Source organism: Methanohalophilus halophilus (genome assembly GCF_001889405.1).
GTDB classification, from domain to species: Archaea; Halobacteriota; Methanosarcinia; order Methanosarcinales; family Methanosarcinaceae; genus Methanohalophilus; species Methanohalophilus halophilus.
Genome location: NZ_CP017921.1, coordinates 1,280,277 through 1,305,934 on the forward strand (window position 1 = coordinate 1,280,277; position 25,658 = coordinate 1,305,934).

A 25,658-nucleotide genomic window follows, 5' to 3' on the forward strand; every position below is an offset into this window, starting at 1 on the left:
TAAATATATTGTGTGTTTTAGTATGTAAGATTTATGGAAATTAAAAGATAAAAAAAATTGAAAAAAATTAAAGGGGCCTCTGAACCCCTTCATTTGCATCAGAAGAAGTGTCATCAACTTCTTCAAAATCCGCCACATAGGTATATGCGGTTTCATTATTTTCGATCATACGATATGTAACTACCACAGATGCGATCACAACAATCGGAGTGGTAATCAGGGAACCAAAGACTACATAGCTGCCAATGCCACTGATAATCCAGAGGATGACGGAGATGATTGCTGTATCCAGGAAATTGTTTTTTCCAATTTCAACACTTTCCTTGATGGCATCAACTCCACTGTAGCCCCTGATGACAAGTAATGGAAAAGCATACAGCAGCAGGATGGAAAGGATTAATCCCGGTATAATGAGCAACATGTAGCCGACTATCAATAAAACACCCGCCACAATAGCGAAAACCCAGCTTCTCACGAAGTGATCAAATCCACTGAATACATCTTTGTAATCAATAGGCTCTCCCTTAACGCCCCTGACGGCCATATCTACCAGCCCATAGAGCAGCGGGGCAATTGTTACAATAAGAATCGAACCGATCATAGCAACCAATGTAGCAATGATGTATGTTACGAAGTTTTCTTTGAAAACATCCCATGTGTCTGAAAATATCTTTTCATAATCCATAAATGATCTCCTGGAATTGTGTATAATAGCGACTCTAAAATATATGAGAACTTTATTATATAAATAGATAACCTGTCGATTTATAGTCGCCCCTGTGATATGGAGTGGAAATGGATTGCTCAGGTTGTATTCTCTTGAAAAGCAATTTAATGTAAAACATACATAGTAAAGCCAGGAGAGTAAGAATGAAAAATACCATCACCAAAAGTTTTGGACTGGGGGATTATGCAATAAAAGGAGCACAGATTGATGGATTCTCCATGACGCTGCATGACCGCGAACATTTGAGCACTGAAGTTAAATATGTGCCCGCCTGCTGTGACAGTTTTACAAAAGACCAGGTAGAGGAACTGATCCAAAGAATTATGGAAAAAGCAAGATATTTCATGGAAAAACTTCATGAAAACATCAAATGCAAAATCATTCTCATGGATTTTGAAGAAACAGGTTTCACGCCTGATAGTGACCTGCCATCAATAGAAGTGCGCTCCCTGGAAAAGTTACACGTAATATACAGGTTCTCAGTGGAATATTATATATAAAAAAAGAAATTACAGGAGCCGGGTAGATTCTTCCTGCTTTTGCATTTTCACAACCAAAAAGCGCAGAATCCCCTCGCCTGCGTTACCCACCAGATGGGGAATCTTTGCCGGACTCTCGACAATTGAATCCTTCTCCACAATCTCGGCTTCATCGCCAATCTCAACCCTGGCCTTGCCTTCAAGTATATAGAAAAACACATCTACCGGAGTAATATGTTTTTTTAGGGACTGTTTTGGTTCAAGGGTTATGTGCATTGCCTGGCCATGGTCTGATGCATACATCTTTCGCACATCTGCACCATGTGGATTCTTTTTTTGCTCGGCATCTTTTACGTATCTGATTTGCATATTCGATTCTCCTAAAAAGGGGATGGGAGGCTTTAGAGCAGCCTCTCCAGATCATTTTCTACAGTTGTGTTCTTGCTGATGTTGAAATTTTCAACCAGCACGTTCAACACATTCGGGGAAACAAACGCCGGCAATCTCGGTCCCAGTACAATGTCCTTGACACCAAGACTTAGCAGGGCAAGCAATACAAGGACTGCCTTTTGCTCATACCATGCGATATTGTAGGAAACGGGCAGGTCGTTTATATCATCCAGTTCAAAGGCTTCAGCCAGCTTTTGGGCAATGACAACCAGTGAGTAGGAATCATTACACTGGCCCGCATCCAGTACTCTGGGGATACCGCCGATGTCTCCAAGGTCCAGTTTATTATACCGATACTTGGCACAACCTGCTGTAAGAATTACAGCATCCTGTGGCAGTTGTTTTGCAAATTCAGTGTAGTATTCCCTGTCGTGCTGTCTCCCGTCACAACCCGCCATTACAATAAACCTGGAGATCTGGCCGGCTTTAACTGCATCCACGATCTTGTCGGCAACTGAAAGGGCGGCATTGTGGGCAAATCCGGCAGGTATTGCGCCATTTTCCAGTTGTTCGGGTGGTCTGGATTGTTTTGCCATTTCAATGATTTCAGAGAAGTCTTTTGTCCCGCCTTCTTTCTCTTCGATATGCTTGAGCCCTTCAAATCCGACCATTGCTGTTGTGAATACCCGGTCAGAATAGGAATCTTTTGGAGGTACAAGACAGTTTGTGGTCATAAGCACCGGGCCATTGAATTTTTCAAACTCGGTTTTCTGTTGCCACCATGATCCACCATAGTTGCCCACCAGATGTTCATACTTCTTAAATTCTGGATAGGCATTGGCAGGCAGCATCTCACCATGGGTATATACATCAACACCGGTGCCTTCAGTCTGCTTCAGGAGCTGGTCCATATCCTTTAGATCATGCCCGCTGATAAGGATACCCGGATTGTTCCCGGTTCCAATATTGATCTCTGTGGGTTCCGGATGGCCATAGGTTGTAGTGTTAGCTTCATCCAGCATTGCCATTGTCTTGACACCGAAACTTCCACATTCCAGCACCAGGCCTGTGAGGTCATCTACGGAAAGGGAGTCATCAAGAGTGGCTACCAGTGCCCTGTCAATAAAGACTGCAATATCTTTATCTTGGTGACCAAGCACACTGGCATGGTATGCATACGCAGCCATTCCCTTTAGACCGTATACAAGTAATTCTCTCAGGGATCTGATATCTTCATCTTCAGTTGCAAGGATACTGACTGATTCAGCGTTTCCAAGTTCATCGGGGTTGATCTTTGCAGCCTGTGGAAGATCGCTCAGGTCCACTCCATGTGCCTGAAGTTCGGATTTAATTTGTTCCCTTTTATCATATGCATCCTGGATCCACTTCTCGAAATCAGTAGCACTGAAGTTTACATTGGTTACTGTCGAGAAAAGGGCTTCTACCATGAAATGGGAATCAATATAATCTTCTGGTTCCCCTTCCTTTGATTGTTCGTTTCCTTTCAGGGCATTTATTAATCGGGTTTTCAGGCCCGGATTTTCATGTACTGTGTCTCTTGCTTTCTGGTTGACAGCGGCAAGACCTTTAAGCATATAAATAAGCTGATCCTGCAGATCTGCAACTTCATTCGATTTCCCGCATGCTCCACCCTTTGTACAGGCTTCTCCTTTTGCTGTTTCTTCGCATTGGTAACAAAACATATTTTTCCTCCACACTTTATTGGTATTTTTGACATTTGTCTCTATCAAAGTATCTTATCGATACTAAGTATTATTAGGATACTGGTTTATATAATAGAAGGTTTCTAACTAGATACTATGAAAGATTGCACCCTTTACAAGATGATGGACATAATTGGCAAGCGCTGGACCCTGTGTATCCTACTGGAATTGCATAAAGGCGATAGATACCAGAAACAGTTCAATGAACTCAAAGCAATGTTGGGAGATATTACGCCAAAAATGCTGTCTACCCGCCTGAAGGAACTTGAGGCACATGGCCTTGTCGAAAAAAGAATTGATTCCTCGGCTATTCCAGTAAAATCCTTCTATTCACTAAGTGAAAGTGGACAGGATTTTATCGAAATAATCAAGCAAATCAAGGGATGGGGACTCAAATGGAAATTTGACAATCCTCTTTGCAGTGTTTCCGATTGTAGGTATTGCGGTGTTGGGAAAACAGCCGGTAACTAAAACTGTAATTTTTATCGGGTAGAAATTTCCAATATTCCTCTTGCTGCCAGGACACCAGTTGCAGAAGCATTAACTATGTCCCTGGACAATCCTGCTCCGTCCCCGGCTGCAAACAGGTTCCTTATACTTGATTGCATATTTGCGTCAATCTGTATCCTCATGGAATAAAACTTGACCTCCGGAGCATAGAGAAGGGTGGAGTCACAAGCCACGCCGGGAATGATCCTGTCAAGGGTTTCCAGTCCTTCTATGATGTCCATAACTATCCTGTGAGGCATGGCCATCGAAATATCCCCGGGAGTTACATCTTTTAGAGTATTCACCACCGGATTCCTTACAAGACGCGCTTCGGTGGAACGCCGCCCTCTTCTCAAATCCCCCATTCTCTGGAGGACAGGTTTGCCACCTCCTATGGTGGTTGCCAGTTTTGCCACTGACCTGGCATACTTGATTGTGTTCTCAATGGGTTTTGTCAGTTCGATATGTACCAGAAATGCGAAATTGGTATTCTCAGAAACCGTGTCATGCATTGAATGCCCGTTAGTGGCAATGAATCCTTCATACTCTTCCCTGACTACAAAACCGTGTTCATTGGTACAGAAAGTGCGTACAAAATCGTCATATTTGCGGGTCTGGATGTGGAATTTCGGATCACGGTTTATTTTGGTCACAGGGTCCATTATAATTCCGGGAACTTCAACACGAATCCCGATGTCCACCCCTGCATAACGGGCACTGATTGAATGTTTATCAACTATTTCATTGACCCATTTCCCCCCAATCCGGCCTGGTGCCAGAAGTGTATAACTGCATTCTATTGTCCTGCCGTTATTCAGGAAAACACCTTTGCAGACATTGTTCTCTATCCAGAGGTCTTTTACATCAGTATTCAGGAGAAAATCCACTTCACTTTCATCCAGTTTCTTTTTAAATTTCCCAATAACAGCAGGTGCATTATCGGTTCCTATATGCCGTTGCTTTGTATCGATGAATTTTGCTCCCACCGATGCAGCCCGGCGTTGAAGTTGCTCTACATCTTCCTCCTTTGGTGAGATCATTTTTTTTGTGGCACCACACTGCAGGAATATATTATCCACATAATCCACAAGTTCCCATGCTCTCTTCTGGTCATGAGTGAATTCTAACAGGTCTCCTCCAATATCCGGTCTTAAATTCAGGGTCCCGTCAGAAAATGTCCCCGCTCCGCCAACTCCGCACATTATATTGCAGGGAGTACAGTGCATACAGTGTTGAACGGATTCCATGGGACAATGTCTTTTTTCGACATCTCTACCCTTGTCAATTACCAGGATTTTCAAACCATGACCGGAAAGTTCATTGGCTGCAAACATCCCGGCAGGTCCGGCTCCGATAATGATTACATCGTATCGATTGTTTACTGCCATAATGTCATCTTTCTCCTTATAAAACTGGATTTTTTATGATTAAATAGTTGCCCTTATTTTCATCCGGTATTTGATATAAGACCAAAATCTGCTGATGGTCAGGAGTAGTGTTCCTGACCTGACGTCCAAAATTAATATAAGTTATTTTGATAGAGTATTCTATAACAAATTTAGAAAAAAAAGCCAATACATACAATTTCAATGGGGGTATATTAATAGGGCATAGTAAAAAAGTAATTTTCCTGGTCAGTTTAATTCTACTGGGAACAATTACATCATGTTCTGCTTTTGTAGATAGCGACACACAGAGCACTGTAGTTGCATTTGATATCAGTGTAAACGGATATACGGATGTAGATGTAAATCAGGCAAAACAGATGCTTGATACTGAAGATATTTTCCTGCTGGATGTCAGGACACAAAGTGAATTCGATGAAGGCCATATCAAATATGCAAACCTGATCGGTGTCACCCAGCTGTCTTCCCGACTGGATGAAGTGCCGAGTAATGAAACAATACTGGTATATTGTAAAAGTGGGGTACGCAGCGCAAGTGCAAGCAACACGTTGGTAGGAGCTGGTTACACCGATGTGTACAACATGGACGGAGGTATCACTGCCTGGAAGGCCGCAGGATATCCTGTTGTGACATATGACATTTATGATGACAACGAAAATTACGTGATAGATATTGAAGAGATATCCACTTCAATAGATGATTATCTGGTGGGTCAATTGGAAATAAGTGAAATATCACAACTTGTGGATTATTTCCTTTCAGGAGATGAATATTGTTGAAAATAGATCTAAATCAGAATAATTGTAAAATTTATGCAAAGGAGGAGTTTTCATGGAGCAGAATAAACAGAAAAGCCCGATTATTGCTATTATTTTATCTTTCATATTTCCTGGACTGGGACAAACCTATATTGGCCAGCAACAAAAAGGTGTTTTATTCATAGTTATCGGAATATGCCTGGTCCTGATGATCTACATACTTATTGGAATTGTCCTATATCCTTTGTTCTGGTTATATTCAATGTATGATGTTTACACGTCGGCCACAAAACTCAATGCGTGATTAACTGTAAAATATTAGGATAGGACAATCATCAGAATCTTCTATGGTAATAGGTGAATAAAGTTGATGCTAAAAGCAGTTGGGTATGTGGTGGTGGTACGATACAAAAGCGGCTTTGAACTTTATTCACCTATTTTTTAATAGATTATGCAATAGATATAAACTTGGTGAATAAATAAAAAATAGTCAAATATATCATTCAAGGCTATTTTGTTCACCATAAGTAATTAGTAAAAGGCCAACTTATTCTTTTATAAAAATAGATTTATAGCCATACGACATTGCCGTTTAAACTGAATTAGAATATAAAATTTCCGGGATAAAATATGCAACTCAGTAATACAATACCTGAAAAATGTACAACAATGGGCCGATTCTTGTACACTAATTGTAACACTCTTTCAGAAAACGTTATCGAAAGACAATATGCCCGACAACCCGAATTGGCTGCAAAGTATGGCAAAAAAGGAAAGAAACTGTCCTTGCAGGATTGTAGATATCACATATTCTACCTGGGAGAGGCTATCTGTATTCATAGTAAACCTCTATTCCTGGATTACATGCAATGGGTCAAAGTTTTGATGCATAACCTAGGAATTCCGGAAAAATACCTGATCACAAACTTGCAGATTATAAAAGAAATTGTTTCCGAAAACATTGCTGAAAACCAGTTTACAAAGGAAGAAGCAGATATTATACATGAATATCTCGACGCTGGATTAATGGTATTTGAAAAAAAAGAAAATGATACAGTATCTTATATTGATCGAAATGCATATTATGGTAAATTAGCAGGCAAATATATTGACCTGCTTATTGAAGGAAAAAAGAATGCTGCATCCGATCTAATTTTCAGTGCTCTTGAAAAAGGAGCGACTATAGAAGATATCTATCTTAATATATTCCAGCCTTCACAATATGAAGTGGGAAGACTCTGGCAAACCAACGGGATAAGCGTTGCCAAAGAACACTATATTACTGCTTCAACTCAACACATTATGTCCCGGCTTTATCCAGAAATGATTTCACAGGGTAATAAGGATAGGACCGTTGTGGCTACCTGCATAGGGAATGAATTACACGAATTGGGCGTGAGAATGGTTGCAGACTTTTTTGAGATGGATGGCTGGAATAGTTATTACCTGGGAGCAAATACGCCTGCAGAAAGTATCATCCAGACAGTTAATGATACAAATGCACAGGTTGTTATTGTTTCTGCTACCCTTTCAATCAATGTTCATAAGCTAAAAGCATTGGTTCAGGAATTAAGGAATTCAAAAGACCTGGAAAATACAACCATCATGGTAGGTGGGCATCCATTCAATATCGATCCCGAATTATGGAAAAAGGTAGGAGCGGATCTCAATGCTCCGGATGCAAAACAGTCCCTGGCACTTGCAAATGAATTATTTGAATAAAAGAACCTTTAATTTGTTTGATCAAGGTAAATGATTTTCCTGTCCCAAAACTAATCAGGTGATCGAATGGGTATACGAAAAGAAGAAACACTCATCTCAATGCTTGAAAAAATCTACTGGATCGAAACGGAAATGGTTCAATTAAGCATATGGGAAGCACGTATTGAAATCGATGATAATTCAGATGAAGAATTAGAAAAAATGGCACTTGATGCAGAGAGACACGTAAATTTACTTATCCGATGGTTTGATGAAATCGGCAAAGGTGCTCCAGATGAAATACCCCCTGGTCTACCTGAAGAAAATATTGATTTTAAAGGGCTGGACACACCGGAAATATTTGAAGAAATTTTAAAGTATGTGATACTGGCACGAAAAGTGTATTCATCGATAAAAGAGGCAAAGGTTGAATCATTAGGTGAAGTAATTGCCGATAAAAATGTAAATACATTCTTCTCAGATATTGATAAAATAATGGCTGATAAAGAAAAGCATATTGAGATATGTGAAGAGAAAATAGGTAGTTACAAATCAATTAGTAGTAGCCATTCTTTTCAATAAAGCAAACGAATCTATGAAATATATTTAATACTCGAATACCATGGATGACAACGAAATCTACAACGAAATTTCGCAGTTGAATAATGAGTTAGTAAATACTCAACGTGATCTTGTAAAGACAAACAAAAGTCTGGAATATCAAATAGAGAGATTCAAAGTCACGCTCCAAAATATTGCAGATCCCGTTATTGTGACAGATGAGAATTTTAATATCACATTGGTTAATCAAAAAACACTCTCTTTTATCGGTAGTAAACGGGACATCATCAACAAACCAATAGATGAAGTGTTGCAATTTAAAGAGATAACATCAAATTCTGAAAATGTTGTATTTACAGTACCACAGCAGAAAAATATATTTCCATTACAGAATAAAGAAATATTACTGGTTCTGAAAGAGCAGGAACCGTTTTTTGTAGAACTCAGTATTTCTGCAATTGAGGAGAAACCCGGAAAAACAAATGGGTATGTAGTGGTAATTCATTCTATTGCTGAAAGAAAAAAAATAGAGATGCAACAAACTGAGATCAAAGATTTTTTGCAGGTAATCAATCGAATATTGCGCCATGATATATTGAATCACCTCAACGTGATTCAGATGGCAACATACCTGTCAGAAAAAAAAGGTGATTTTACTTATCTGGGCAAAGTCATGAAATCTGTAGAAGCCAGTATAAAATTGGTCAATGACATGAAAAATCTGGAGTATACGGTATCCAAAGGGGGTGAACTTGCAGTATATGAAGCTCGTGAAATAATAGAAGAAGTAAGTTCCTATTACCCTATCCAGTTCAATATTAGTGGTAATGGGAAGATTGTAGCTGATGAGGCCTTCCGTTCTGCAATTGACAATCTGATTCGAAACGCCATTAACCACGGCAAAACAGAAAAAATGGATATCGTGATATCTCCTAACAAAGACTATTGTGAGATCAGTGTTAGGGATTACGGGACGGGGATGGAAAAAGATATCCTTGACAAAATATTTGATGAAAATTTCAAGGCTGGAAGTACCGGGAATACTGGAATTGGTTTGCACATTGTAAAAAAAGTTATTGAAAGGTACGGGGGTAATATCAGGGTGGAAAGTGAATTAGGAGAAGGAACGACATTTACACTAAAGGTGCCATCACAGAACTAAAATTTGCAAAACCTACTACCTGGGATCGTAACAAGTACAGGGGTTTGCAAAAGAAAAGCATGAACAGAATAATAGTGACAGATTGGTGATTCATTCTTATTCTTCTTTTTTTTGTAACCTCCTTTTATGAAATACTTTATCTAAAACAGGCCACAGTTTTTCTCTAATTATATTCTCCAATAATATTATGGAATAATTTGGGTTATATAATATACTATAATATTTTCAAGAGCACAATGTGCACAATAGATACATTATATACTTTGTATATATCGGATTTGGGATAACAAATTCCAGTGGAAACTATGGGGTTATTATAGAAAGAAACGTAAAAAAAGAAAAACCACAACTAATTTTTATCACTAGCATTTTAAGTAGTTGTGACAACATAGTTTATAGAGAAGTGGGTTTTAGCAGTATTCGTTTTTGGGTATCGAAGTGGAAACTATCTCTATAAATAGCCATATCTCAGATATGTCAGTGTTAACTTACAAAGTGGCGACCACAATTTCAGACGGATAAATGGTTGCAAATCTATAATCGTAACTAAAAAATAAAGGTGACAAAATGTTCTGCTATCAGTGTGAAGAAACAATGAACGGGGAAGGTTGCACTAAGAGTGGTATATGTGGTAAGAAGGGGGAAGTTGCAGACCTTCAGGATGATCTCATCTATGTGCTTAAAAGCATTTCATTCTACAACCAGAAAGCAAGAAAGGCAGGCATCTCTGAGACAAGCACTGATGATTTTATGTTCGATGCGTTGTTCTCAACCATAACAAATACTGATTTCAGAGCAACCGGTATTCAGGAACGTATTGATAGGGGTTTCGAGCTTCAGAAGGATATCAAACAGAAACTTCTGGATAACAATGCACTTGACGAGAACGATCTGCCCGGGATAGCAACTGTGACCCCGCAAAATCTCAAGGACAGAAATACCGGCATACTTGCAACAGAGAACGAAGATATCCGGTCATTAAGAGAATTACTGGTATATGGTATCAAAGGAATTGCAGCATATGCACATCATGCTATGATGCTTGGGCATACCAATAAAAAAGTTAATTCGTTTATAGAAGAAGGCCTTGTGGCAACCACGGATGACAGCCTAACTGAAAAGAAACTTATCTCTCTGGTCCTGAGATGTGGAGAAAAGGGTTTTGATGTAATGGCAGCACTTGACATGGCAAATACCACTACATTCGGGCATCCGGAATCGACTCAGGTCAATATCGGAACCGGGAACAATCCGGGTATCCTTATCAGCGGGCATGACCTGAATGACCTGAAACAGTTGTTGGATCAGACAGAAGGCACCGGTATCGATGTATATACCCACGGTGAGATGCTGCCTGCCAATGCATATCCAGAATTCAAGAAGTATGAACATCTGGTGGGCAACTATGGTGGATCATGGTGGCAACAGAAGCAGGAATTCGAAAGTTTCAACGGGCCAATATTACTAACAAGTAACTGTATAGTTCCTCCAAAGAAGACCTACATTGACAGGTTATACACTACAGGCTCTGTAGGTTATGATGGTGCCACACACATAGTACCTAAAGATGGTAAGAAAGACTTCTCAGGAATCATCGAGCAGGCAAAGGCCTGTGAACCTCCGGTGCAACTGGAAGAAGGTACCATCACGGGCGGTTTTGCCTACAACTCTGTATTGTCTAATGCAGACAAGATTGTTGATGCTGTCAAAGCCGGCAGGATAAAGAAATTCATTGTCATGGCAGGGTGTGACGGACGTCGCAAAGAACGACAGTACTACACAGATTTTGCAGAGGCATTGCCTGAAGACACCGTCATACTTACCGCCGGATGTGCAAAATATCGCTACAATAAACTTAACCTGGGGGACATTGATGGAATTCCCAGAGTACTGGATGCAGGACAGTGCAATGATTCATTTTCACTGGTAATCATTGCACAGGGCCTTATGGCCAGACTTGGATTTGAAGATGTCAACGACGCACCGATCTCGTACAATATCGCATGGTATGAGCAAAAGGCAGTCCTTGTATTGCTTGCCCTCCTGAGGCTTGGAATAAAGGATATCACCCTTGGACCGAGGCTCCCGGCATTTGTTTCCCCGAATGTGTTGAAAGTGTTGGTGGAGAAGTTCAACATAACACCGAATACCACTGTAGAAGAGGACATGGGGAGACTCTTAAAGTAAATTTTTAAAAATGCAGACAGGACCCTTCGGGTCAACTGTTTTTTTATTCAATAATGGCCAATATGAGTAATTCCGTCATCAGACTCATCAATGGATAGTGGACAGTAAGGCAAAATGGCATCAAATTACTGCTTTTGCATATCATCCAACACAATAAAAGGGCAATACATTTTCTTTTGTTTTTGTAAAATTATTTATTTCCTATTTAATGTATCTTCTTCAAGGTCTGCTTGTTTAAAAGACAAATACTTTATTACTAAAAACCTTACTAAGGGCGGAATACTTCAGATAATCGGGAATTTTAAAATGGAAAGGATAATTGCTGTAGATATATCAGGGCGGCATCGGCATAATTCCAGATACCTGATGGTATGTGCCGCTGTATCCCTTTCGGTGTCAGGAGGGCATGTGAAACAGATACATGGTGTAAATATCAAACCATTTGTGAGTGACAACCCTCCCGAGGTTGTGGATGTTGTGAAGATGATTGAAAGAACAGTTGAAGGAATGGAAGGGATTACCATAGTGGCAGAGGAAGGAGACCTTTTCAACCAGCCTGAATGGCTTTCAAACAGTATGTTCACCGCATCTTTCAAATATCCCGAATCCCTGAGTGAAAGAATGGGTATCGAAATCGCTCACCATATATCCCTGAGCAGCCGCAATTTACTTCTTGATCCCCAATCATGGGAACCAATCAAAGAGAATCTATAAACTATATTTTCATAATCCAGAGTTAAACCATATGAAAGATGTAATTCTTGTACAGAGGAGAATTCCCCGTTGTAGTGAGTCGGAAAACCAACGCAAACTCGCTGAATTAAGGGAACTTGCCAGGGCTGGAAATTATAATGTGGTTCAGGAAGTGATCCAGACCCGTTATCCTGACAGGCAGTACCAGATAGGGAAAGGTAAGGCAGAAGAGGTTGCAGAACTGGCTCTGTCACAAAAACCTGCAAAAATTATATTCTACAATCCACTCTCCGTAACCCAGGTCTATAACCTGTCCGAGATGTGCAAGTGCGAGGTGATAGATAAGTTTCAATTGATCCTGGAAATTTTTGCAAGCCGGGCCACCACCAGGCGTTCCCGTATGCAGGTTGAGCTTGCCCGGCTGGAATATGAACTTCCCAGAGCCAGGAAAATCGTATCCCTGCTTAAAATGGAAGAACGTCCCGGTTTCATGGGGCTGGGAGGTTATGAAGACTCCTATGAGCAGGATGTCAAGAAACGTATAAGCCGCATAAAGAAAGAACTCAGTACAGGGCAGAGGGACAGTGAAAACCTGCGTGGTTACCGCCATTCCAAAGGTTTTTCCCTGTTGTCCCTTGCAGGTTATACGAATGCAGGAAAAAGCACATTATTCCGCACCCTGGTCGATGAAAATGTGGAGGTGGAAAATATGCTTTTTACCACCCTTTCTCCCACCACAAGATATCTGAACATTAATGGCCGATGGACCCTCCTCACAGACACCGTGGGATTTATAGAAGATCTCCCCCACTTTCTGGTGGATGCATTCCGCTCAACCCTGGAAGATGTATTCAGGGCCGATATTATCCTGCTTGTGGTGGATATCAGTGAGCCGGTAGATGTTATAAGGAAGAAACTCGCCGTATCACATGGAATATTCTGGGAACAGCTCGAAAAAGCCACAATAATCACCGCTATCAACAAGGCCGACAGGCTTTCCCACGAAGAGCTCAGCTCCCGGCTCAAATCGATTGCCTACCTGGCTCCCAATCCAGTGGTGGTCTCTGCAACGACCGGTGAAGGGCTGGATGAGCTCAAGGATATTATTTATGCCCATCTGCCTGAATGGAAACGGTTTACCCTGGAGTTGCCTATGTCAGGTGAAACCATGTCTGCTGTTTCCTGGCTTTTCGAGGAAGGAATTGTGCACAGTGTAAATTATGGTAATACTGTTGTTATGGATGTGGAGGCCAGAAATGAGGTCTATCACAAAGCCAAATCTCTCGAAAAAAGATTAAGTTTCCGGTAATATGGCCGAAACCACCTCCAAAGATTTATAAATTCAGATTGCATAGCCTTTATTATATGTTGATCGATCTGCATGTACACTCCTGTTTTTCAAAAGATAGTGATTCTCAATTTGATTCCATCCTGGAAGGGGCTAAAAAAAACGGGATAGATGGGGTTGCTATATGTGATCATGACAGTGTTGAAGGTGGTTTTGCCTGTGCAAGACGTGCGTTAGAAATTGCTTCGGACATACTGGTAATTCCGGGGCAGGAAGTAAGTTCTGCTGAAGGTCATGTGCTTGTGCTGGGTGCATCGGAAAGTATACCTGCGGGGATGAGTGTCCTTTCTACCATCGAATATGCACACAATCTGGGCGGCCTTGTAATTATTCCTCATCCCTACAAAAAAACCTCTCATGGAATCGGGTACCTGAAAGGGCTGGATGTGGATGCAGTTGAAGTTTTCAATTCCCGTTGTTTAACTTCTTATGCCAATACAAGGGCAAAGATAGTTGCCGATAAGCTGGGATTGCCGCAAGTAGGAGGCAGTGATGCTCATGAGCCATGTATGGTTGGCAGGTCCTATACTGACATCGATGTAGAAAATGAATCGGTGGATTCCGTTCTCTCCGCGATAAAAGCAGGGCGTGTAAAACCGGGGGGTAAGCTGACACCTCAGAAATATGTGGTAGGACAGATGTTCAGGAGCATCAGGAAAAAAATAAATATTAATTGAAAATCAGGTTTTGATGTAATCCTCATGGAACATTCTTAACATCAGCAGGAAGGAAGAAAGAACCAGTGGCCCAACCACGATACCGACCAGTCCGAATAGGTATATTCCTATGAAAATTCCCAGCAGGGAAACAAAGGGATGGATTGCACCTACCTTTTCCTGAATATAAGGACGCAGGAAATTATCTATATTGCTGATTATCATTCCTGCTATGAAAATGCCCCCTGCGGCAAAGAAATCTCCTTCTATAGCTTTGAAAATGATTGCAGGGACCCATACAAGAGGGGCACCTACAACAGGCATTATTGAAAGAATCAGTGTGACAAATCCCCATAGTACTGCTCCCTGGATGCCAAGCAGATAAAAGGTGAACGCAAGTAATCCGCCCTGCACGGCTGCTATGAAAAAGGTGGCTATTATTGTGGAATGGATGATATTCTTCATTTCCCTCATCAATTTATCCTTGTTGCTATCACTGAAAGGGATTATATTGGAAGTCATGTCCCTTAGTGTCTTATCATCCGTGGTAAACAGGTAGTACAACAGGAAAACCATTATAATCAGGCCAATAAGCTGGTTACCCAGGTTCTGAATGGTGCCCAGCACAAGCTGGCTGACGAATCCCCCGATTGTTGTGACGATATCCGATGCCTTCTGTTCCAGGTCCAGGGCCGGAGCCAGCTCATTTATTTTTTGCAAATCCCCGTAGACAATATCCATATTTGCTGTTACGATTTCCAGCACCTGTCCTACCTGCTGGGATAGAAGGATTATCAGGTAGTACAAGGGAATTATTATAATTACAATAGATAGCACTATCAATACAACAGAGGCAACCCGGTTATTGATTTTCAGTCTTTTTGTCAGCAAATCATGCGCGGGTTTCATTATTATATAAATAATCAGGCCGGCAAAAAAAGCTTCAATATAGGGATACAGGGCATAGGTAATTGCAATTGCAAGTATTGTTATAAAAAGCAGGGCGATTGCTATTTTTGCATCCTTTTCATTTTTCATCTTATACCTCCGCTTGAGGTTTGTTGCCGGGATTTGAAATAGGCTCGCCTTTTTTATTTGCCTGTGTTTTCGGACCTTTACATTTTCACACGTGTAATATCAATATGACGTATTTCATCGGCTTCGATTGCAAAGAGCATTTTTTTACGCACACTGTTGGCCAGCCTGATTGCCCTTGACATAACTGGTAGGGAAAATTCATGTTGTGTGCCGATCGAGTGGGCCAGGTATTCGGAATGAGGAATCTTTGATGCGGACTTCACTTCGCTGTAGACCCTGAAATGAGTACCAAACTTGAATCCGGTTTTAGGTACGAGTTTCCGGGTCCTGAGGTCTTCGTACACCCTGTATTTCCTCTGGAAAAGAGGCTCGATATGCGCGGCCCTTTTGCAGAATTCATCAAAATTGAGTTTATTGTCATCTTTTCGTGTGGTTACTTCAATTATGTTGTTCTTTAGCAGGAAAGCGCCTTCTACAAGAGACAGTTGTAGACGTTTCTGGTCCAGGGGTTTGCCATAAAAACCATTTTCGTACAGTTTACCGGAAGCTTCACCGTCCCAGACAATGACACGATCTTCAAGCATTGTTGCAGGAGTTTGCAGTGAAGGATACAGTTGTTCCATATTACCTGTAGGGTCTGATTCCTGCACTTCATAATAGGTAATGTCGCTTTCTTCGTCCACAACTGCAATTATGAGCTGTTTGCGCACGTTGCCGGCAGATTCCAGATTTTTCAGAAGGACAGAGAGGGGTAGGGCCACTCTTTCCGAATGGACATACACATAACTTCTGGATGAGGATTTCCCGGGTTTGCCACCCCGCGGATATACCCTGAAATCCGCAACTCCAGGCTGAACGTAAAATCCACGCTCTCGAAGGTCCTTATATACAATATATTTGAGTTCAAAATAAGGGTTTAACAGGGATGCATTTTTGAAATATTCTTCAAATCCAAGTGATTCGCCTTCTTTTTCAATTTCGAGTTTCTCGCGGTAAAGCAGGTGTGCTGCTTCAACCAGGGTGAGTATTAAATTGTCGTTTTTGGGTCTGCCGTAATAACTGGTTTCATATATCTCTTCAATTGCCTCTTTGCCGGCAACAACCCTGTCTTCTTTCAATTTTCCTATCAAGCCGAGCACCCGGTAAACAGTAAATAGCGATGGCACAATGAGATTTGCTTTTATTTATAAGTTGGTTTCATTCCAGTATAGAATCTACAAAGGACCTGGCAAATTCACGATAGGAAACACCTTCCAGATGTGCATAGGATCCCAGTGTATTTTCTACTGTCATTCCATCCCATTCACCTTTGATTCCGGTTCCCCGTGAAAGTTTAATGGCAAAATCCGTACTATCCGGGATATCCCTTATCTCAGAATGATGGAATTCATGCCCTCTGAATGTATTTCCCTTTTTGCCTATGATCGCATCCTTTACGATTTGGCCGTTATTGTAACTAACCACACGGGTATGTCCCATAAGGGTGTGGCCGGGTAATGCTCCTACCATTTCGGTTGTGGCTTCGGGCATTTCTGCCATATGGTATGTTCCTTTACCTTTTACGCCGGTGGTGAGTTTCTCTGTCAGGTACATAAGCCCGCCACATTCTGCATAAATGGGCATTCCTGATCTGGATGCTTCCCTTATCTCCCGGCGCAGGGATTCATTGTCCTGAAGTTGGGGGGCAAAAAGTTCGGGATATCCTCCCCCTATATACAATCCATCAACATCGGGTAACTTATTATCATGGACCGGGCTGAAATACTCCAGGTCTGCACCTGCCAGCTGGAGCAGTTCGATGTTATCATGATAATAAAAATTGAAAGCCTCATCAAGAGCCACACCTATTTTAGGCCTTTTTCCTTTTATATCACGTGATGTGAACATGGTTTTTGAAGGTTTTTCGACAGGTTCTGCAGATCTTGCGATTTTAAGTATCTCTGAAATATCCACTCCTTCATCCACCCTGTCCCGTATAGTCTCGATTCGCTGGTCCAGGTCACTGATACGCCTGCGTCCTTCAAGAGCCGGGATCAGCCCAAGATGGCGCATAGATATCTGCATTGCATTATCCCTGCGGATGGTTCCAAGTACGGGAATCCCGGTGTAGTATTCAATGGCTTCACTGGCCTTTTTTGCATGGCGGGGATTTCCGATATTATTCAGGATCACTCCTGCAATGTTTATACTTTCATCAAAAGAGGTGTAACCTTTTACAAGGGCTGCGGCTGAACGTGTGATACTGCGGGCATTGATTACCAGCACTACGGGGCAGTTGAGTATTTTTGCTATCTGGGCAGTACTGCCGGTGTCGGTGAAACTATCAAATCCTTCATAGAGGCCCCTTACACCTTCAATGATGGCAACATCTGCCTTTCCGTCAGTTTCACACCCATGGGTGAACACGTCACGGATTCCTTCCTCATCCATGAGGTAGCCGTCTATATTGCGGGCATTGCGGCCTGTGATTTCAGAATGATAACTCGGATCTATGTAGTCCAGGCCAACCTTGAATGGCTGTACCCTGTATCCCTTTGCAGTAAGGGCTGCCAGCATTCCGGCAACAATTGTCGTTTTACCTGAAGAAGAACGATCTGCGGATATCAGCAGACGGGGCATCTCCATAAGCTTTTGGTCGGGCATACAATTCCTTACCGGGTAAGTTCCCTGAGCCGCTCATCTTCAAGTGCCCGGGGGTCGACCGCACAATCGCTGGCCATTATATTTCTTGCAAGGGTGCGATACACTTCAGCAATATCTGTATCTCCTGCCTTTTCAAGCACGGAATAGCCATCCCTTTCGCAGTCCTGAACGATCTGCTCCTTGGGGATAAAGGCCACCAGTTCACTTCCAATCTCATTTGCAAATTTGCTTACTATCTTTTCTTCCCGACTGACGCTGCGTGAGTTGCAGATTACACCGCTAAGTTTCGTATTGATACGGGACAATCCTTTGCAAATATTGTTGGCTGCATATAGGGGCATGTATTCGCCGGATGTAAGGACGTAGGCTTCACTGACCAGTCCTTTCCTGATCGGGGCGACAAAACCGCCACAGACGATATCCCCGGGCACATCGTAAATGATAAGGTCCATTTCTTTCATGGATTGGGATATCTTCTTGAGTTTCTGGATTGCAACAATGATTCCCCTGCCTGCACAACCTATACCAGGTTCCGGTCCACCGACCTCTACACATTTCACTCCCTTGTATCCCTCAAAGACCACTTCATCTTCCTCTTCTATCTCCATACCATCCCTGAGTAGATCCAGGATAGTGGGGATACGTTTTCCGCCCAGGAGGGTTATGGATGAATCGCTCTTGGGATCACATCCGATGATCATTACATTATAGCCCTCATCGGCACACGCGGCAGCTACATTGGATGCAGTACTTGATTTCCCGATGCCGCCTTTACCGTAGATTGCAATTCTTTTTTGCGGATTCATTTCACTCCTCCCGGGCAAGTTGTCTCAAGGTAGCTCCGAATTCGGATTCGACTATATTTGTCACGCCCAGTGTTTTTGGATGGAGGTCTATCTCCACAAGCACATGCTCATGGCCCATATCTTTCAGGGGATGAACCTGGCGGGGGCCGTTTGTGATTGATATAAGTTCCATGCCTTCAAGCGCTTCCATTGGTATTGCATGGGGTACACCGGAGATTACGGCAAAATCAAAATCCCTGTATTTTGCTTCTATCAGTTGCCTGACCTGCTGGCCTGCAATGGGATATTCATCAAGTCCGCCTATAATTTCATCTATTTTTACGTTATCATCCATATCTGCAAGAATATGTTCTGCATGCTGGCGTACCCGGGGTAAGCCAAGTTCTGTATCAAGATTTGCGAAATTGACTATATTGTCCTCAACACCGAGATTTTCGGCCACTTCCTGCAGGGCCAGCGTTATATCGGCAAACATGTAGGCGGTCTCTTTTTTGGCATTGAGGATGCAGATTCCTTTTTTCCCTTCCTTGAGCATTTCTATGACTCTTTTTGCCACGGTATATTTTACATCGCCACGGGAAGGTTCAAGATACTCCTTGCTGGCTGCACCATATTTTTTTTCGACATTTGTGGCTTCATTGAGAAGATGTTGCTGTCTTTCAAATTCCTGCCTGTCGATGATTCCGACATCAAGGGCGGATTCCAGGGCAAACAAAACACCTTTGGTGTTATCATTGTAACCGGCATGGACCTCTACTTCGATTACGGGGGCATCCAGATTTGCTTCCATGACCGCTTCATGGAGTTCCTCGCCGATTATCATGCTCACACATGTCCCGACGACACCGATGCGTTTCGGGCTGAACCTTTCTTCGACTTTCTGTAACATATCTACAAGTCGGTCATGTCCCCCAAATACGAAACCGTTTTCATCCAGGGCAGTGGTCACAACCCTGATCCCGTCCTCTTCCAGCAACCTTGCATGCTTGAAAGAACAACCCGGGGGCCCGTGGAGGATTGCGACTTCTACATTAAGGTCTCTCAAAGTGTACAGCGCCGCGACTATGGAACTCGGGCGGGGATGCATGATAGAAAGATTCTTCTGCTGCATTTTTTCTCCTCTTTTTTACCTGAAACATTTAACACAGGATATAATGGTGTCGCCGCTGTCGGTTAACGAAAGGGCACATTCCAAGCCTTCCTGCAGATTTTTCATGTGAATGATATTCTGTGAACTTAAGTTTTCCATGCGTTTGCCTATCAGGATCACATGGTCAAGGAACTGTTTGTATTCTGAAAGCAGGATCTGGACGTTTTCCGGAGCAAAGCCTTCGCATACCTGGGCGGCATGTTCTCCGATAATCAACACATTCTTTGCAGATTTATTCAGTCCCATTTCAATGGCCGATCTTGCTGAATCAATACCCAATCCCGAACTGGAGTTATCAATTAGTCTCCTTTGTTGAAACTCCACCTGTCGCATTCTTCCTTCCAAACCACTAAATCCTTCAAAGGTTCTCTTTATGTCGTGCGGGTCTGCTCCTGCCTGCAGGCCGGCACATGCGCTGGCGGCAAAAGCAATTGCATATTCTTCAGGATTGTAACCTGGTTGGAGTTTGCATTCGATGGTTTTCCAATCATAAGTAATACTGATATTTTCTCCGGATATTCTGCTGATAAGATCGGCTTTTTGATTGCTGTTAGCAAATGTTATGATCTCAGTCTTTGTGTTATTTTCTATGGGCCCGATGTCCTGATGATTCATTATCACAACAGGATGTTGCATAATCTGCAATTTGGCTTCACTTGCCCATTTGCTGTCTGAAGCGATCCTGTAGTCAGGGGTGAGGGTTGTGAGTATACCCATTTCTCCCGTGCCAGTTGTGCCCAGCGATTCTTCCAGCACATATACAGATGGCTCAATTTCCTGCTCTATGACAATATTAACAACTTCAAGTATGCTTGCGGGAGTTATACTGAGACCTTTATGGAGCATGATGTGTTGGTTTTCTGATAGGTATTCTATGCCCCGGGTAGTATGTAGTATGACTTTTTCTTTAAAGGAAAGTATCCTGGCCAGAAGGGTTGCAGTACTGGTCTTGGCTTTAACCCCGGTGATCTCGATTACTTTTGCTTGACTGAAGATGCCTTCCTCGCGCAGGATCTGGCCGGTGATGTAATGGTGAGAATAGATGGTATTTCCCTGCGATCTGGCTTTTGCAAGAACAGGATAGTTGGGATCCAGATGAACAGGTGTGATTATAATAGCGTTTTTGTCCGGCAGAGGTGGCTTACTAACCACCTCTACTCCAGCAGGCAGGTCAGAGAATTTCTCTTTTGGGAGTGTGCCGTAAACATCCACTGCGGTTACTCTGTATCCGTGGCCTGCAAGTTTATTGCTTATCAACAGGCCACCGTGATTCAGGTCAAGCACTATGAAATGTCTCTTCCCTGCTGTCATGTGGTCTCAGAAATTATTTCAGATTACTTCCTTTGCCCTTTCAAAGACAAGATCTGCAAGCATTTCGTGGTTACCGAGGGGTTTTCCGTAGACTACGGGAACTTCATTGCCATCGACCTCAAATTTTCCTTCATTTGTTTGGGGGTCGAGTTTGAGAATCTCAGGAATGTCTTCGGTGATATGTACGCCTGATGCCAGAAATACCGGTACTGCTGCAATCCTGGTGACGCCGGTTCCCTCGAATTCTTTCATGGCTTCTTGCACGGAGGGGCCGCAGTTTTCCATGAAACCTGTACGGATTACATATTCAGGATGTTTTTCTGCGATGGTGTTGGCGATGTTTGTCACTACTTCTTTGTTGTAAGGTAATCTGCTTCCATGTCCGATTGCTAGAATTCCTATTTTTTCACTCATGTGGAATACCTCTTTTTTGTCAGTGTAAGACACATATAAAAACACCAGTCTTACTTTAGTAGGGTGTTTGTGTTACTCCCTATGAATGAGTGATTACATAAAAATAATTCGGATCGATTTTGCAGGGTGAACTTTTATTAAAAATAAGGGTGGAGGGGATCAAAAAGGTTGGATTTCAGACAACGTCGTATTCGCCATCGTCTTCCTTGTAACTGTCAGTACCTACCATTGCGGCTTCTATGGAATCAATTCCGTCCATCCATTCGGCAACAATGCCATAGGGCATATCTTCCATTTCTTTGCCCGGAAGTTCCTTGCCATCCAGTACAAGGGCACCTATCCTTGCAACATATCCCAGGGCGGCCTCGAAATCTTCATCCTGTTCGGCTTCGACTGCACCTTTTATGAGGTCGGATATTTCTGATTCCTGATCAAAGTCCCCGTTCAGGTAGCATTCAAAGGAGACAAATGTTGCCAGTAAAGAATTCTGCAGCGATTCGATCATCATATCGGTGTCTTCGGATATGGAATCTACCTTTTTCAGAACGATTTCTTCGATGCTGGAGAGGATATCAAGGGTTTCTTCTACAGAATTTTCTCCACGCTGGTAGGTAGCTATGACCTTCAGGCATGCCAGGATTACATCATCCTGCATGTTCACAAAAATAGCACTATCCTTCTCGGGAGTATCCCCGGATTCTTCAAGCTTGAAATTACTTTCTCCAACTTTTTGAAGCCAGTTGTTCCATCGCTTTTCCGTATAAAATTCATGAAATATCTGTTTATCACTAGTTTCTGGCATTCTAGCCCCTCGCATTATAAATTATATCGGGATTTCCTTTTCAAAACTTAAGTTTGACTTTCTTATGTCCGCTGCATTTGTCACTTTCAATATTTCCCATGACTTCTGCAACTGTACATTTATCACCATTTTTTATTCCTGCAGGGTGGAACAGGTCGTATAATTCCTGGTCATCTGTGTCACATTTTGGTTCCTTATAGCTGATAGTGGAACCCTGGACAGCATTGCGTGAATCAATGGCAGCAACAATCGGAGCTTTTGCCACATCAACTACGTATGCTCCTTGTTCATGAACAAAACATTCGTGCAGGGTATTTGTCCTTATTTTCCGGACTACATACTTGCGTCCCTTTTCCAGATTCATGCATGTATTCCTGAGTTTGCATTTTTCGCATTCAGGAGCTTCCCCTTCAAATATGAACTCTTCCCCTTCCCGGGCAAGTTGAGTTCCGATGAGTGTAATCATGGTATCTTCTTCATCCATAAGCATCACCTGTAATGACCAATAATCATGAAATTACTCCGGTGGTCCTTGCCACCACCTCGGCTGCGTCAGGTGTTATCCCGGTCCCGAGTATTGTGTACCTTTCCGGCCTAATTTTATGAGACTCAACAAGCGCTTGTAATATATATTTATCTTCGATGCCCAATTCATGGGCGGTTGTGGGAGCACCAATTATCCTGAGTGCATCCCTTATTTCCTTCCAATCCCCGCCATGCAGGTACATCATCAGGATCGTCCCGATACCACATTGTTCTCCATGCAGGGCAGGATTTGGAGCTATGCGGTTTAATGCATGGCTGAACATGTGCTCTGAGCCTGAAGCGGGCCGGGATGAACCGGCGATACTCATGGCAACCCCACTTGAAACAAGGGCTTTGACAACGATGCGGACCGAACTTTCAAGGTCAGGCTTAATGGAGTCTGCAGATTCTATGAGAATGTTTGCAGTCATACTGGCTAAAGCTGCCGCATACTCACTGAATGCAACATTCTGTAATCTGTGTGCCAGTTGCCAGTCAAGTACTGCCGTACAATTTGAGATAATGTCCCCGCAGCCTGCTGCAAGTAACCTGAATGGTGCTTTTGCGATGACTTCGGTGTCGGCGATTACTGCCATGGGTGCACTTGCCTGAATGGAGGTTGTTTCTCCGTTATGTGTTATGGAAGCCCTGGACGAGACGATGCCATCATGGGAAGCTGCTGTGGGTATGCTCAGGAAAGGTACATTGTGTCTGGTAGCAGCCAGTTTGGCTACATCTATGGATTTGCCACTGCCCACTCCCAGCAGGAAATCTGTATCCATCTCTCTGGCAATTTCCATGACATTTTCCACTTCTTCCATGGAAGCACTGCCTGATACATGGATCTGGACATTTATGCCGGTCTCTTCAAGTTCTTCTGCGACCTTAATGCCTGCGATATCCCGGGTTTTCTGGCCCGTTACGATAAGCGCATTGCGGCCGAGTTGAAGATCGCTGCATACATCGGATACCTTCCCTAACATGTCGCTGCCAACCAGAACGTCCCGGGGCAGTTGCATCCACTTGTTGCTCTTGAGTTCGTTCAATTGAATTACCCTGCTCTTATTTGTGAAAACACTTATATTATATCTATCTCTTCTATAATTGTGTTTTCCGCCGTACTCTTCTGTATTTTAGCCCCAACGGGAATTTTCGGATTGTGATTTATAGATGAATACGTTTACTGATAAGATTTTGCAATTTGTAAATAAGTATTATATTGAACCCATTATTTATGATAGTGGTTACAACCCGGTTAATACACTAACATGGGCGCTGATTCTTGGTGCATGTGTTTTTGGTGTTATAAAGTTGCTTGACCGGATGAAAGTTGAAGTGGATGAACGCTTCATTTTTTCCATAATTCCCTTTATCCTGGCAGGTTCGTCCCTCAGGGTGCTTGAGGATGCCAATGTATTCAGTGCTCCCCTGAAATATCTCTTTATTACCCCCAACATCTACTTCGTGGTTTTTGTTGTGACCCTTGCCTGTCTGGTAGTATCCAAAAAACTCTATGATCTGGATGTTGTAGGCGACTGGAAAAAGACATTTGCTGCTGCAGGAGGATTGTGGTTTTTATCCAACCTGTACGCCCTGCTTTATTTTGAGGATATTGTAAGACCCGATGCACTTATCCTGATTCTGGTGATAGGGACATTGGTTGCCTTTTCTATCTACGGCCTGGCACGCTGGCAGGGAATCGGCCTGATCACAGACAGGCTCAATTTCACCATTCTCTGGGCTCATTTAATGGATGCATCTTCCACATTTATCGGTATTGATATGCTGGGATATTACGAAAAACATGTTGTGCCTGCCTACCTGATCGATCTGACAGGAACGGCACTTGTGATGTATCCCCTCAAACTTGCGATCTTCATCCCGGTGATATATGTGCTGGATTCCCAGTTTAACGATAGCGAGGAATCAATATCTTTAAGAACTTTCGTAAAGATGGTTATTATTGTACTGGGATTGTCTCCTGCTACGAGAAACACACTGAGGATGGCACTGGGTATCTGAAATGAAACGCAATAATATCTTTCCCGGCTCTCTGGTTGCTGAAGACCTGCAGAGGTACTTTATTTCACTGAAAAGCCTTTTTGTCCTGTCCATTGCGGTATTTTTCATCTCGGCAGTGGCGGGTTATATTTATACTTCCATGAATCCTGCCTCAGCTGACATGTCCCTGCAGGAGTTGCAGAGCCTGGTTGATATCATCAAGGAACTTTCTCCCCTGCAGATAATGCTCTTTATTTTCCTGAACAATGCCCTGAAAAGCCTGGCGGCTATACTGCTGGGCGTGAGTCTAGGTATCATTCCCCTTTTGTTCCTGGCTTATAACGGTTATGTGCTGGGTGCAGTGGCCTATATAACCGGTGCCCAGGAGGGCCTGTCATTTGTATTGCTGGCGATAATTCCCCATGGTTTGATCGAGCTGCCGATGATATTTATCTCGGTTGCTATCGGAGTACGTATAGGATTGACCACTCTTGCAAGGCTGCGGGGCCAGACAGTATCGGTAAAACAGGAAATAACAGCAGGCGTGGCCGTTTTCCTGCGCTTTGTCGCCCCTCTCTTGCTGGTGGCATCAGTGATCGAGACATTCGTTACACCCATGATCATTGCCCTTGTCTGAGGGCTTACAACAAATCTTTTATTGCAGATTCCTATTATGTTCCAGAAAGA

The 25,658-nt window shown here is 42.7% G+C and carries 27 protein-coding genes; 13 read left to right on the plus strand and 14 right to left on the minus strand.

Annotated features, from left to right (window positions below; translation table 11 throughout):
• Window positions 1-67: 67 nt before the first annotated feature.
• Complete coding sequence (locus tag BHR79_RS06600; RefSeq protein ID WP_072561607.1) at window positions 68-685, minus strand: glycerophosphoryl diester phosphodiesterase membrane domain-containing protein; 618 nt, start codon at window positions 683-685, stop codon at window positions 68-70.
• Between the two features lie 185 nt (window positions 686-870).
• On the opposite strand from BHR79_RS06600, the gene BHR79_RS06605 reads away from it, so the two are divergent.
• Entirely contained in the window at window positions 871-1,227 is a 357-nt protein-coding gene (locus BHR79_RS06605) for a hypothetical protein (RefSeq protein ID WP_072561608.1), read from the plus strand.
• Between the two features lie 9 nt (window positions 1,228-1,236).
• Here BHR79_RS06605 and BHR79_RS06610 read toward each other — a convergent pair whose 3' ends face one another.
• A complete protein-coding gene (locus BHR79_RS06610; protein WP_072561609.1) occupies window positions 1,237-1,575 on the minus strand; it encodes a cupin domain-containing protein in 339 nt (112 codons plus the stop codon).
• Window positions 1,576-1,607: 32 nt separating this feature from the next.
• On the minus strand, window positions 1,608-3,299 hold the full coding sequence (gene hcp / locus BHR79_RS06615; protein ID WP_072561610.1) for a hydroxylamine reductase: 1,692 nt from the start codon (window positions 3,297-3,299) through the stop codon (window positions 1,608-1,610).
• Between the two features lie 117 nt (window positions 3,300-3,416).
• Here hcp (BHR79_RS06615) and BHR79_RS06620 point away from each other — a divergent pair, with 117 nt between their 5' ends.
• Window positions 3,417-3,791, plus strand: a complete 375-nt coding sequence (locus tag BHR79_RS06620; RefSeq protein WP_072561611.1) for a winged helix-turn-helix transcriptional regulator — start codon at window positions 3,417-3,419, stop codon at window positions 3,789-3,791.
• A gap of 11 nt (window positions 3,792-3,802) precedes the next feature.
• Here BHR79_RS06620 and BHR79_RS06625 read toward each other — a convergent pair whose 3' ends face one another.
• Complete coding sequence (locus tag BHR79_RS06625) at window positions 3,803-5,197, minus strand: NAD(P)/FAD-dependent oxidoreductase (protein ID WP_072561612.1); 1,395 nt, start codon at window positions 5,195-5,197, stop codon at window positions 3,803-3,805.
• Window positions 5,198-5,343: 146 nt separating this feature from the next.
• Here BHR79_RS06625 and BHR79_RS10725 point away from each other — a divergent pair, with 146 nt between their 5' ends.
• The 9 genes from BHR79_RS10725 (at window position 5,344) to BHR79_RS06670 (ending at window position 14,302) form a co-directional block, all read left to right on the plus strand.
• Complete coding sequence (locus BHR79_RS10725; protein ID WP_072561613.1) at window positions 5,344-5,994, plus strand: rhodanese-like domain-containing protein; 651 nt, start codon at window positions 5,344-5,346, stop codon at window positions 5,992-5,994.
• 52 nt (window positions 5,995-6,046) lie between these two features.
• On the plus strand, window positions 6,047-6,277 hold the full coding sequence (locus BHR79_RS06635) for a hypothetical protein (protein WP_072561614.1): 231 nt from the start codon (window positions 6,047-6,049) through the stop codon (window positions 6,275-6,277).
• Window positions 6,278-6,603: 326 nt separating this feature from the next.
• Entirely contained in the window at window positions 6,604-7,695 is a 1,092-nt protein-coding gene (locus BHR79_RS06640; RefSeq protein WP_083433046.1) for a cobalamin B12-binding domain-containing protein, read from the plus strand.
• Window positions 7,696-7,761: 66 nt separating this feature from the next.
• A complete protein-coding gene (locus BHR79_RS06645) occupies window positions 7,762-8,256 on the plus strand; it encodes a hypothetical protein (RefSeq protein WP_072561615.1) in 495 nt (164 codons plus the stop codon).
• Window positions 8,257-8,296: 40 nt separating this feature from the next.
• On the plus strand, window positions 8,297-9,397 hold the full coding sequence (locus BHR79_RS06650; protein WP_072561616.1) for an ATP-binding protein: 1,101 nt from the start codon (window positions 8,297-8,299) through the stop codon (window positions 9,395-9,397).
• 567 nt (window positions 9,398-9,964) lie between these two features.
• On the plus strand, window positions 9,965-11,584 hold the full coding sequence (gene hcp / locus BHR79_RS06655) for a hydroxylamine reductase (protein WP_072561617.1): 1,620 nt from the start codon (window positions 9,965-9,967) through the stop codon (window positions 11,582-11,584).
• A gap of 306 nt (window positions 11,585-11,890) precedes the next feature.
• On the plus strand, window positions 11,891-12,298 hold the full coding sequence (locus BHR79_RS06660) for a DUF2209 domain-containing protein (protein WP_072561618.1): 408 nt from the start codon (window positions 11,891-11,893) through the stop codon (window positions 12,296-12,298).
• Window positions 12,299-12,329: 31 nt separating this feature from the next.
• Entirely contained in the window at window positions 12,330-13,586 is a 1,257-nt protein-coding gene (hflX, locus tag BHR79_RS06665) for a GTPase HflX (protein ID WP_072561619.1), read from the plus strand.
• Window positions 13,587-13,642: 56 nt separating this feature from the next.
• Window positions 13,643-14,302: a PHP domain-containing protein gene (locus BHR79_RS06670; RefSeq protein WP_072561620.1), complete on the plus strand. Its 660-nt coding sequence runs from the start codon at window positions 13,643-13,645 to the stop codon at window positions 14,300-14,302.
• A 3-nt stretch (window positions 14,303-14,305) separates the two neighbouring features.
• Here BHR79_RS06670 and BHR79_RS06675 read toward each other — a convergent pair whose 3' ends face one another.
• From BHR79_RS06675 to BHR79_RS06720, 10 genes are all read right to left on the minus strand, one after another.
• Complete coding sequence (locus BHR79_RS06675) at window positions 14,306-15,319, minus strand: AI-2E family transporter (RefSeq protein WP_072561621.1); 1,014 nt, start codon at window positions 15,317-15,319, stop codon at window positions 14,306-14,308.
• Between the two features lie 77 nt (window positions 15,320-15,396).
• Window positions 15,397-16,449, minus strand: coding sequence for a tRNA-intron lyase (endA, locus tag BHR79_RS06680; RefSeq protein WP_072561622.1), 1,053 nt, complete (start codon window positions 16,447-16,449; stop codon window positions 15,397-15,399).
• Window positions 16,450-16,516: 67 nt separating this feature from the next.
• A complete protein-coding gene (gene cfbB / locus BHR79_RS06685; RefSeq protein WP_072561623.1) occupies window positions 16,517-17,962 on the minus strand; it encodes a Ni-sirohydrochlorin a,c-diamide synthase in 1,446 nt (481 codons plus the stop codon).
• An 8-nt stretch (window positions 17,963-17,970) separates the two neighbouring features.
• Window positions 17,971-18,768: a Ni-sirohydrochlorin a,c-diamide reductive cyclase ATP-dependent reductase subunit gene (gene cfbC, locus BHR79_RS06690; RefSeq protein WP_072561624.1), complete on the minus strand. Its 798-nt coding sequence runs from the start codon at window positions 18,766-18,768 to the stop codon at window positions 17,971-17,973.
• A 1-nt stretch (window position 18,769) separates the two neighbouring features.
• Window positions 18,770-19,879: a Ni-sirohydrochlorin a,c-diamide reductive cyclase catalytic subunit gene (gene cfbD / locus BHR79_RS06695; protein ID WP_072561625.1), complete on the minus strand. Its 1,110-nt coding sequence runs from the start codon at window positions 19,877-19,879 to the stop codon at window positions 18,770-18,772.
• A 15-nt stretch (window positions 19,880-19,894) separates the two neighbouring features.
• Entirely contained in the window at window positions 19,895-21,229 is a 1,335-nt protein-coding gene (gene cfbE, locus BHR79_RS06700) for a coenzyme F430 synthase (RefSeq protein ID WP_072561626.1), read from the minus strand.
• A gap of 18 nt (window positions 21,230-21,247) precedes the next feature.
• Window positions 21,248-21,643, minus strand: a complete 396-nt coding sequence (cfbA, locus tag BHR79_RS06705) for a sirohydrochlorin nickelochelatase (RefSeq protein WP_072561627.1) — start codon at window positions 21,641-21,643, stop codon at window positions 21,248-21,250.
• Window positions 21,644-21,818: 175 nt separating this feature from the next.
• Entirely contained in the window at window positions 21,819-22,445 is a 627-nt protein-coding gene (locus BHR79_RS06710) for a DUF2150 family protein (RefSeq protein ID WP_072360086.1), read from the minus strand.
• Between the two features lie 40 nt (window positions 22,446-22,485).
• Window positions 22,486-22,929, minus strand: a complete 444-nt coding sequence (locus tag BHR79_RS06715; RefSeq protein WP_072561628.1) for a UPF0179 family protein — start codon at window positions 22,927-22,929, stop codon at window positions 22,486-22,488.
• Window positions 22,930-22,954: 25 nt separating this feature from the next.
• Window positions 22,955-24,016: an NAD(P)-dependent glycerol-1-phosphate dehydrogenase gene (locus BHR79_RS06720; protein WP_394328861.1), complete on the minus strand. Its 1,062-nt coding sequence runs from the start codon at window positions 24,014-24,016 to the stop codon at window positions 22,955-22,957.
• Window positions 24,017-24,140: 124 nt separating this feature from the next.
• Here BHR79_RS06720 and BHR79_RS06725 point away from each other — a divergent pair, with 124 nt between their 5' ends.
• Both BHR79_RS06725 and BHR79_RS06730 read left to right on the plus strand, forming a co-directional pair.
• A complete protein-coding gene (locus BHR79_RS06725) occupies window positions 24,141-24,992 on the plus strand; it encodes a DUF63 family protein (RefSeq protein WP_072561629.1) in 852 nt (283 codons plus the stop codon).
• Window position 24,993: 1 nt separating this feature from the next.
• On the plus strand, window positions 24,994-25,608 hold the full coding sequence (locus BHR79_RS06730; RefSeq protein WP_072561630.1) for a stage II sporulation protein M: 615 nt from the start codon (window positions 24,994-24,996) through the stop codon (window positions 25,606-25,608).
• Window positions 25,609-25,658 lie beyond the last annotated feature (50 nt).

Bases quoted from the DNA above. Each gene is read 5' to 3' on its own strand.
- cfbD (WP_072561625.1), bottom strand. From the start codon at position 19,879: ATGCAGCAGAAGAATCTTTCTATCATGCATCCCCGCCCGAGTTCCATA.
- BHR79_RS06710 (WP_072360086.1), bottom strand. From the start codon at position 22,445: ATGCCAGAAACTAGTGATAAACAGATATTTCATGAATTTTATACGGAA.
- BHR79_RS06645 (WP_072561615.1), top strand. From the start codon at position 7,762: ATGGGTATACGAAAAGAAGAAACACTCATCTCAATGCTTGAAAAAATC.
- BHR79_RS06600 (WP_072561607.1), bottom strand. From the start codon at position 685: ATGGATTATGAAAAGATATTTTCAGACACATGGGATGTTTTCAAAGAA.
- cfbA (WP_072561627.1), bottom strand. From the start codon at position 21,643: ATGAGTGAAAAAATAGGAATTCTAGCAATCGGACATGGAAGCAGATTA.
- cfbC (WP_072561624.1), bottom strand. From the start codon at position 18,768: ATGAATCCGCAAAAAAGAATTGCAATCTACGGTAAAGGCGGCATCGGG.
- BHR79_RS06725 (WP_072561629.1), top strand. From the start codon at position 24,141: ATGAATACGTTTACTGATAAGATTTTGCAATTTGTAAATAAGTATTAT.
- hcp (WP_072561617.1), top strand. From the start codon at position 9,965: ATGTTCTGCTATCAGTGTGAAGAAACAATGAACGGGGAAGGTTGCACT.
- cfbE (WP_072561626.1), bottom strand. From the start codon at position 21,229: ATGACAGCAGGGAAGAGACATTTCATAGTGCTTGACCTGAATCACGGT.
- hcp (WP_072561610.1), bottom strand. From the start codon at position 3,299: ATGTTTTGTTACCAATGCGAAGAAACAGCAAAAGGAGAAGCCTGTACA.
- BHR79_RS06635 (WP_072561614.1), top strand. From the start codon at position 6,047: ATGGAGCAGAATAAACAGAAAAGCCCGATTATTGCTATTATTTTATCT.
- BHR79_RS06670 (WP_072561620.1), top strand. From the start codon at position 13,643: ATGTTGATCGATCTGCATGTACACTCCTGTTTTTCAAAAGATAGTGAT.
- BHR79_RS06640 (WP_083433046.1), top strand. From the start codon at position 6,604: ATGCAACTCAGTAATACAATACCTGAAAAATGTACAACAATGGGCCGA.
- BHR79_RS06730 (WP_072561630.1), top strand. From the start codon at position 24,994: ATGAAACGCAATAATATCTTTCCCGGCTCTCTGGTTGCTGAAGACCTG.
- BHR79_RS06625 (WP_072561612.1), bottom strand. From the start codon at position 5,197: ATGGCAGTAAACAATCGATACGATGTAATCATTATCGGAGCCGGACCT.
- hflX (WP_072561619.1), top strand. From the start codon at position 12,330: ATGAAAGATGTAATTCTTGTACAGAGGAGAATTCCCCGTTGTAGTGAG.
- BHR79_RS06660 (WP_072561618.1), top strand. From the start codon at position 11,891: ATGGAAAGGATAATTGCTGTAGATATATCAGGGCGGCATCGGCATAAT.
- cfbB (WP_072561623.1), bottom strand. From the start codon at position 17,962: ATGCCCGACCAAAAGCTTATGGAGATGCCCCGTCTGCTGATATCCGCA.
- BHR79_RS06610 (WP_072561609.1), bottom strand. From the start codon at position 1,575: ATGCAAATCAGATACGTAAAAGATGCCGAGCAAAAAAAGAATCCACAT.
- BHR79_RS06715 (WP_072561628.1), bottom strand. From the start codon at position 22,929: ATGGATGAAGAAGATACCATGATTACACTCATCGGAACTCAACTTGCC.
- BHR79_RS06620 (WP_072561611.1), top strand. From the start codon at position 3,417: ATGAAAGATTGCACCCTTTACAAGATGATGGACATAATTGGCAAGCGC.
- BHR79_RS06650 (WP_072561616.1), top strand. From the start codon at position 8,297: ATGGATGACAACGAAATCTACAACGAAATTTCGCAGTTGAATAATGAG.
- BHR79_RS06675 (WP_072561621.1), bottom strand. From the start codon at position 15,319: ATGAAAAATGAAAAGGATGCAAAAATAGCAATCGCCCTGCTTTTTATA.
- BHR79_RS06605 (WP_072561608.1), top strand. From the start codon at position 871: ATGAAAAATACCATCACCAAAAGTTTTGGACTGGGGGATTATGCAATA.